General features: G+C 74.3%; 1 protein-coding gene and 1 pseudogene. Both read left to right on the top strand.

Annotation, left to right across the window (positions count from 1 at the left end):
- Positions 1–10: 10 nt before the first annotated feature.
- A pseudogene (locus ACWDSL_RS50105) lies at positions 11–115 on the top strand (hypothetical protein); the annotation flags it as partial.
- A 102-nt stretch (positions 116–217) separates the two neighbouring features.
- Positions 218–8,419 (top strand): SDR family NAD(P)-dependent oxidoreductase (locus tag ACWDSL_RS50100; protein WP_450496043.1); only part of this gene is annotated, 8,202 nt, incomplete at its 3' end.

The raw sequence follows: 8,419 nt of genomic DNA, 5'->3' as shown, positions 1-8,419 counted from the left end.
GGCTCGATGACTGCCAACCTGCCGCCGCCGCGACCGCCCCGCCGACGAGCCGCTGCTGGTCGGCTCCGCGAAGACCAACGTCGGCCACCTGGAGGGCGCGGCGGGCATCGTCGGGCTGCTGAAGGTCGCGCTCTCGCTCCGCCACGGGACCCTGCCCGCGAGCCTGAACTTCGAGCGGCCCAACCCGCGGATACGGTTCGACGAGTGGCGCCTCGACGTGGTGACGGCGGCGCGCCCCTGGCCCGCCAACCACGGCTCGGTCCTGGCCGGGGTGTCGTCCTTCGGCATGGGCGGCACCAACTGTCACCTCGTCGTATCGGACGCGGCGTCGCTCGGACACGCCACACCCGCCGTGGCGGGACCGGCCACAGACCTCACGGCGGCCGAGGACGGCGAGGGCCCCGAGGACCCCGAACTCGGCGTTGTGCCGTGGCTGCTGTCGGGCAGGACACCGGACGCGCTGCGCGCCCAGGCGGCCCGGCTCGCGGCCCATGTGACCGGCCAAGGCGGCGATGGTGGCGCGAACGGTGCGGATGGCGCGGACGGTGCGGATGACGCGGCCGGCGGCCCGGAAACCAGTCCGGCGGCCATGGCCGACGTGGGCTTCTCCCTGGCCACGACGCGGGCCACGTTCGACCACCGCGCCGTGGTCCTCGCCCGGCACCGGGACGGCGCACTGCGCACCCTGACCGCGCTCGCCGACGGTACCCCCGGCAGCGGTGCGATCCAGGGCTCGGCGCCGCGCTCTGCCGCCACCACCGCGTTCCTGTTCTCCGGCCAGGGCTCGCAGCGGGCCGGGGCCGGTCAGGAGCTGTACCGGCGGTATCCGGTGTTCGCACGGGCGCTGGACGACGTCTGCGCCCTGATGGACGAACACCTCGAAAAGCCGCTGCGCGAGGTGATGTTCGTGCCGGAGGGCACCGACGAGGCCGATCTGCTGCACCACACCGCCTACACCCAGCCCGCGCTCTTCGCCCTCCACGTGGCCCTCTTCCGGCTGCTGGAGTCCTGGGGCGTCACCGCGGACTTCGTGGCCGGGCACTCGATCGGGGCCGTCGCCGCCGCCCACGTGGCCGGGGTGCTGTCCCTCGCCGACGCCTGTGCCTTGGTGGCGGCGCGCGGCCGGCTGATGCAGGCGCTGCCCGCCGGCGGCGCGATGGCCTCGGTCCAGGCCCCCGAGGACGAGATACGTCCGCTGCTGGCCGGTCGCGAGCACGAGATCTCCCTCGCGGCGGTCAACGGCCCGGCGTCCGTGGTCGTCGCCGGCGACGAGGGCGCGGTCGAGGACGTCGTCGCACACTTCGCCGATTCGGGGCACAGAACCAAGCGCCTGCGGGTCTCCCATGCGTTCCACTCGCCCCGCATGGACGCCATGCTCGACGAGTTCCGCCAGGTCGTGGCCGGGTTGTCCCTCACCGCGCCCCGGATCCCCGTGGTGTCCGACCTCACCGGCGAACTCGCGACCGCCGAGCAGCTGTGCTCCGCGGAGTACTGGGCGCGACACGCCCGCGAGACCGTCCGCTTCGCGGACACCGTACGTACCCTGCGGGACCGGGGCGTCGGAGCGTTCCTGGAGCTGGGCCCGGACGGGGTGCTCACCGGGATGACCCGGGAATGCCTCGACCAGCTTCCCACAAGCGCCGCGGATGCCGAGGACGCTCAAGGTCCCACCGACACGCCCCCCGCGGTCGTCAGGACACTCCGCCCCGGCAGCGAAGAGTCGCTGACGGTACTGACCGCGATGGCCGAACTGCACGTCCACGGCGTCCCGGTGCGCTGGGACGCGTACTTCGCCCAGCGCGGCGGCAGGCGAGTGGCACTGCCCACCTACGCCTTCCAACGGGAACGCCACTGGCTGGACGGACAACCGGCGGGTCAGCTGACCGAATACGGCGCCGCCACGCCCCCGGGCGCCCCCGAGCCCGTACCAGGTGAGGCACCCGCGCCCGCGGAACCGGCAGCTAGGCAGCCGCGTGTGGACATGGCGCGGCTGGTGCGGGGCGAGACCGCGATGGTGCTCGGCTACGCCGAACCGGAGCGGGTCGACGCGAGCCTGACGTTCAAACAACTCGGCTTCGACTCCACCATGACCGTGGAACTCGTGGCCCGGCTGAAGTCCGCCACCGGTCTGCGACTGCCCAACACCGCGCTGTTCGACCACCCCACACCGGACCGGATCGCCGCCCGGCTGGCCACCGAGACCAGCGGTGCCACCGGCACCGGCGAGACCCCGCCCCGGGCCCCCGCCGCGCCCGCCGACGAGCCGGTGGTCATCGTGGGCATGGGCTGCCGCTACCCGGGCGGGGCCGACACCCCCGAGGCGCTGTGGGACCTGGTGGCGAGCGAAGTGGACGCCGTCTCCGCGATGCCGGCCGACCGCGGCTGGGCGGCCGAGGTGCTGGCCACACAGCGGCCGGGCGGTTTCCTGTACGACGCCGACCGGTTCGACGCGACGCTGTTCGGGATCTCGCCCCGGGAAGCCCTCGCCATGGATCCCCAGCAGCGACTGGCCCTCGAAGTGACCTGGGAGGCGGTCGAGCGGGCGGGGATCGCGCCCTCGTCACTGCACGGCAGCCGGACCGGTGTGTTCGTCGGCGCGATGGCCCAGGACTACGGCCCGCGGCTGCACGAGGCGACCGGCGACGCCGAGGGCTATGCGCTGACCGGCACCTCTCCCAGCGTCCTGTCCGGCCGGGTCGCCTATACGCTCGGGCTGCGCGGACCGGCGCTCACGGTCGACACCGCCTGCTCCTCGTCGCTGGTGGCCCTCCACCTCGCGGCCCAGTCGCTGCGCGGCGGCGAGTGCTCGCTGGCCCTGGCCGGTGGCGTCACTGTGATGTCCGAGCCCGGCATCTTCGTCGAGTTCGCCAAGCAGGGCGGGCTGTCCGAGGACGGCCGGTGCAAGGCGTTCGCGGAGGCCGCCGACGGCACCGGCTGGTCCGAGGGCGTGGGCATGCTGGTGCTGGAGCGGCTGTCGGACGCCCGCCGCAACGGCCACCGGATCCTGGCGGTGCTGCGCGGCTCGGCGGTCAACTCCGACGGCGCGTCGAACGGGCTGACCGCACCGAGCGGCGTGTCCCAGCAGCAGGTCATCGGCCAGGCGCTGGCCGGGGCGGGGCTCGTCCCCGCGGACGTGGACGCCGTCGAGGCACATGGCACCGGCACCAGGCTGGGCGACCCCATCGAGGCGCAGGCGATCCTCGCCACCTACGGCCAGGGCCGGGACGCGACACGTCCGCTGCTGCTGGGGTCGATCAAGTCCAACATCGGACACACCCAGGCCGCGGCGGGTGTCGCGGGCGTCATCAAGATGGTCATGGCCATGCGCCATGGCACGCTGCCCAGAACACTGCACGTGGACGCGCCGTCCTCGCATGTGGACTGGACGGCGGGCACGGTGGAGCTGCTGACCGAGCCGACGTCGTGGCCGCAGGCGGAACGGCCGCGCCGCGCGGGCGTGTCCTCGTTCGGCATCAGCGGCACCAACGCCCATGTCATCGTCGAACAGGCACCGTACGAGCCGCCACCGGCCACCGCCGCGGAGCTCGCGCCCCCGGACACAACACCCGAAGCCGCCCCCCGCGTGGTGCCCTGGCCGGTGTCGGGACGGACCGACGCCGCGCTGCGGGCCCAGCTCGACCGGCTGCACTCCTTCCTCGCCGACGCCGACGCCGACGCCGACGCCGACGCCGACGCCGACGCCGACGCCGACGCGGACACCCGCGCCCTGGCGCCCGACATCGGCTACTCCCTCGCCACGACCCGCGCCCAGCTGGAGCACCGCGCGGTGCTGCTGTCCACTCCGGACGGCGTGGTGGAGGCGGCGCGGGGCGTCGCCGCTAGCGCCGGGCCCCTGACACTGCTGTTCGCCGGTCAGGGCGCGCAGCGCATCGGCATGGGTCGCGAGCTCGCCCACCGCTTCCCCGTGTTCGCCCGTGCACTCGACGAGGTGTGCACGCTGCTGGACGGCGAGCCGGGCCGGCCGCTGCGCGAGGTGATGTTCGGCGCGGACGCCGATGCGCTCGACCGTACGGAGTACGCGCAGCCCGCGCTGTTCGCGCTCGAAGTGGCGCTGTTCCGGCTGGCCGAGTCCTGGGGAATCCTCCCCGACCTTCTCGTCGGTCACTCGATCGGAGAGATCGCCGCCGCGCATATCGCCGGTGTGCTCTCCCTCGGCGACGCATGTGCCCTCGTGGCCGCACGTGGCCGACTGATGCAGGCGCTGCCCGAGGGCGGGGCCATGGTGGCGCTGCGGGCGGGCGAGGACGAGGTGGAGCCGCTACTCGCGGACCACGCCGACCGGGCGCAACTCGCCGCGGTCAACGGCCCGTCCTCGGTGGTCCTCTCCGGCGACGAGGAGACCGTGGCGGACATCGCGGCCCGCTTCGAGGCGCGGGGCCGGAAGGCCACGCGGCTGCGGGTCAGCCATGCGTTCCACTCCCCACTGATGGCCCCGATGCTGGCGGACTTCCGGGCGGTCGTCGAGCGGCTTGTCTTCCAGGAGCCGCGCGTCCCCATCGTCTCGACCGTCACTGGCGAGATGGTCGACGCGGCGCAGATCAGCACACCGGAGTACTGGGTGGACCATGTCGTACGCCCGGTGCGGTTCGCCGCGGCGATCGCCGCGGCCGCCTCCGCCGGGTCCAGGGTGTTCCTGGAACTGGGCCCCGACGCGACACTGACGGCCCTCACCGGGGACAACCTCGCCGAGCTGCCGGGCGTCACCGCGGTGCCGATGCTCCGTACGGACCGCGGCGAGGACGACGACACCGCCGCCGTGACCGCCGCGGCCCGTCTGCACGCGCACGGCGTCCCCGTACGGTGGCCCGCCCTGTTCGCCGGGACCGGAGCGCGGCGGGTGGAGCTGCCGACGTACGCGTTCCAGCGCGAGCGCTACTGGGTTGGACGGACAGCCGGTGCGGCCGATGTCGCATCGGCGGGCCTCGATCGGCCGGAACACCCGCTGCTGGGCGCGGTCGTGCGACTCCCGGACACCGGAGGGCTGCTGTGCACGGGCGTCCTGTCGACGACCGCCCAACTCTGGCTGGCCGACCATGTGGTGGCCGGACAGGTGCTCTTCCCCGGCACCGGCTTCGTGGAGCTGGCGGTCCGGGCGGGTGACGAGGCCGGCTGCGGCCTCGTACGTGAACTCACCCTGACCGCGCCCCTGGCGCTGCCCGAACACCGCGGCATCCCCGTCCAGGTGGCCCTCGGCCCGCCCGACGACACCGGCTGCCGGACCCTGGGGATCTACTCCCGCCCCGACGACGCACCCGACGCGCCGTGGGTCCAGCACGCCACGGGCGTGCTCGCGCCCGGAGAGCTCGGTGCGGCCGATCAGTGGGCGTACGGACGGACTTGGCCACCGGCCGACGCCGCACCGCTCGACCTCGACGGCTTCTACGAGCGGCGGAGCGCGGTCGGCTTCGACTACGGCCCGGCGTTCCGGGGCGTACGCGCGCTCTGGCAGACCGAGGACGCCGTGCTGGCCGAGGTGGCGCTGCCCGAGCACATCGCGGGCGACGCCGCCGCGTTCGGGCTGCACCCGGCACTGCTCGACGCCGCGCTGCACATCGTGTCGTACACCGGGCTCGACGACTCCGCAGGCGGCCGGCTGCCGTTCGCCTGGACGGAGGTGTCGCTGCACGCCTCGGGCGCCTCGGTGCTGCGGGTCCGGATGAGCCGGGCGGGCGACGACGCGGTCACGCTGACCGTCGCCGACACGGAGGGGCGGGTGGTGGCCTCCGTACGCTCGCTGGCCCTCCTCCCGTACCCGCCCGACGGCGGCGGCCGGGCCGGACAACCGCTCCTGCGCCTGGACTGGGCGCCCGTGGACGCGGCGCCGTCGGCGGAGGACGGTCAGGCCCGTCGGTGGGCGGTGGCGGGCCCGGACGCCTGGGGGCTGGCCGACGCGCTGCGCTCGGCGGGCGAGACCGTGGTCGACGAGGCGACGGCACCGGCGGATGTGGTCCTGGTCCCGGTCGCCGCACCGGCCGGGGCCGCGCCCGAGGACGACGCGCTCAACGCGGTGCGCGCCGCCACCTCGGCGGTGCTCGACCGCTTGCAGCGGGATCTGCGAGACGCGGACGGGCCTGAGAACAGGCCTGCGGTGATGTTTGTGACGCGGGGCGCGGTCGCGACGGACACCGACGCCTCCCCCGATCTGGCGGGCGCGGCGGTGTGGGGGCTGGTCCGCTCCGCGCAGCAGGAGAGCCCCGGCCGTTTCGTCCTCCTGGACCTGGACGGCACGAACACCCCGCCCACGGCCGTGCCGCTGCGCGCGGCACTGGAGCTGGACGAACCGCAACTCGCCGTACGCGTAGGCCGCCTGCTGACGCCCCGGCTGACCCCCGTGCGCCCCTCGGAGCCTGCCGCCGAGTCGCGCCCGGAGGCCGTCTGGGACACCGACGGCACCGTACTGGTCACCGGCGGACTGGGCGGATTGGGTGCCCAGGTGGCCCGGCATCTGGCCGATGCGCATGGCGTACGCCATCTCGTCCTGGCCGGACGCCGTGGCCGCGCCACCGAAGGCGCCGACGACCTGGTGGCGGACCTGACCCGGCTGGGCGCCGAGGTCTCCGTCGTCGCCTGCGATGTCTCGGACCGCGCCGCCGTCGCCCGGCTGATCGGCGACATCCCGGCCGCACATCCGCTGACCGGTGTGGTGCACGCCGCCGGTGTGCTCGACGACGGGCTGGTCGAGGCGCTGACCGAGGAGCGACTGGACACGGTGTTCCGGCCGAAGGCGGCCGGTGCGTGGCACTTGCACGAGCTCACCCGGAGCCATGACGTCACCGCGTTCGTCGTGTTCTCTTCAGTGTTCGGCGTCCTGGGAAACGCCGGGCAGGGCAGCTACACCGCGGCGAATGCGTTCCTCGACGCCCTCGTACGGCGGCGGGCCGCGCAGGGGCTGCCGGGCCTGGCCATCGCCTGGGGTCCGTGGCCGCAGGGCAGCGGTATGACGAGCACCCTCACGGACGCCGAGATGCGCCGCATGGCGCGGGCCGGCCTGCCACCACTCACCGTCGACCAGGGGCTGGCCTGGTTCGACGCCGCGCCGACCGCGGGTGAACCTGCTGTTGTCGCGGCCCAGGTGGACCGCGCGGCGCTGCGCGCCCGGGGCACCGTGCCGGCGCCCTTCCGCGCACTGGTGCCCGCCCCGGTACGGCGGGCGGTGGCGGCCGGCGCGCCGGGCGCGGGACCCGACCCGTTGGCCGAGCTGGCGGGGCTGACGGGGGCCGACCTCGCCGACGCGGTGTCCCGGCTGGTACGGGCCGCGGTCGCCGCGGTGCTCGGGCATCCCTCCGCCGAGGCCGTGGATCCGTCGCTGACCTTCCAGGACCTCGGACTGGACTCGCTGACCTCGGTGGAGTTGCGCAACCAGCTCACCGAGACCACGGGCGTACGGCTGCCCACCACCCTCATCTTCGACTACCCCACCCCCGCGGCCGTCGCTGACTTCCTCTGCGCGCGCAGCCAGGGCACCACCGCCACCCGGCAGGTGGCCGCCGCCCCCGCCGTGACCGGGGACCCGATCGTCATCGTGGGGATGGCCTGCCGCTATCCGGGCGGGGTGAGCTCCCCCGAGGAGCTGTGGGAGCTGACGGCACACGGCCGCGACGGCATCTCCGACTTCCCCGACGACCGGGGCTGGTCCCTGCCCGACGTGTCCTTCGCCCGCGTGGGCGGGTTCCTGTACGACGCGGGCGACTTCGACGCGGGTTTCTTCGGGATCTCCCCGCGCGAAGCGCTCGCCATCGACCCGCAGCAACGGCTCCTGCTGGAGACGTCGTGGGAGGCCCTGGAGCGGGCGGGGATGGACCCGCTGACGCTCAAGGGGAGCGCCACCGGTGTGTTCGCCGGGGTGATGTACCACGACTACCCGGCGGCCGGCGACGGCCTGCCGGAGGCCCTGCGCGGCTTCGTGGTCAACGGCACCGCCGGCAGCGTGGCCTCGGGCCGGGTCGCCTACACCCTGGGCCTCGAGGGCCCGGCCGTCACCATCGACACCGCTTGCTCATCCTCGCTGGTCGCCGTGCACATGGCCGCGCAGGCCCTGCGGTCGGGGGAGTGTTCGCTGGCGCTCGCGGGCGGCGTCACCGTCATGGCGACCCCGGAGACCTTCGTCGACTTCGACCGCCAGGGCGGCCTGGCCTCCGACGGCCGCTGCAAGTCCTTCTCCGACGCCGCCGACGGCACCGGCTGGTCGGAGGGCGTCGGCATGCTGGTGTTGGAGCGGTTGTCCGACGCCCGTCGCCTTGGGCATGCGGTGTTGGCGGTGGTTCGGGGTTCGGCGGTGAATCAGGATGGTGCGTCGAATGGTCTGACGGCGCCGAATGGTCCGTCGCAGCAGCGGGTGATTCGTCAGGCGTTGGCGAGTGCGGGGTTGTCTGCGGCGGATGTGGATGTGGTGGAGGCG

Source organism: Streptomyces sp. NPDC000941 (assembly GCF_053599555.1).
Note: the sequence above shows the minus strand (reverse complement) of the source record. Positions and strands in the feature narration are given on the sequence as shown.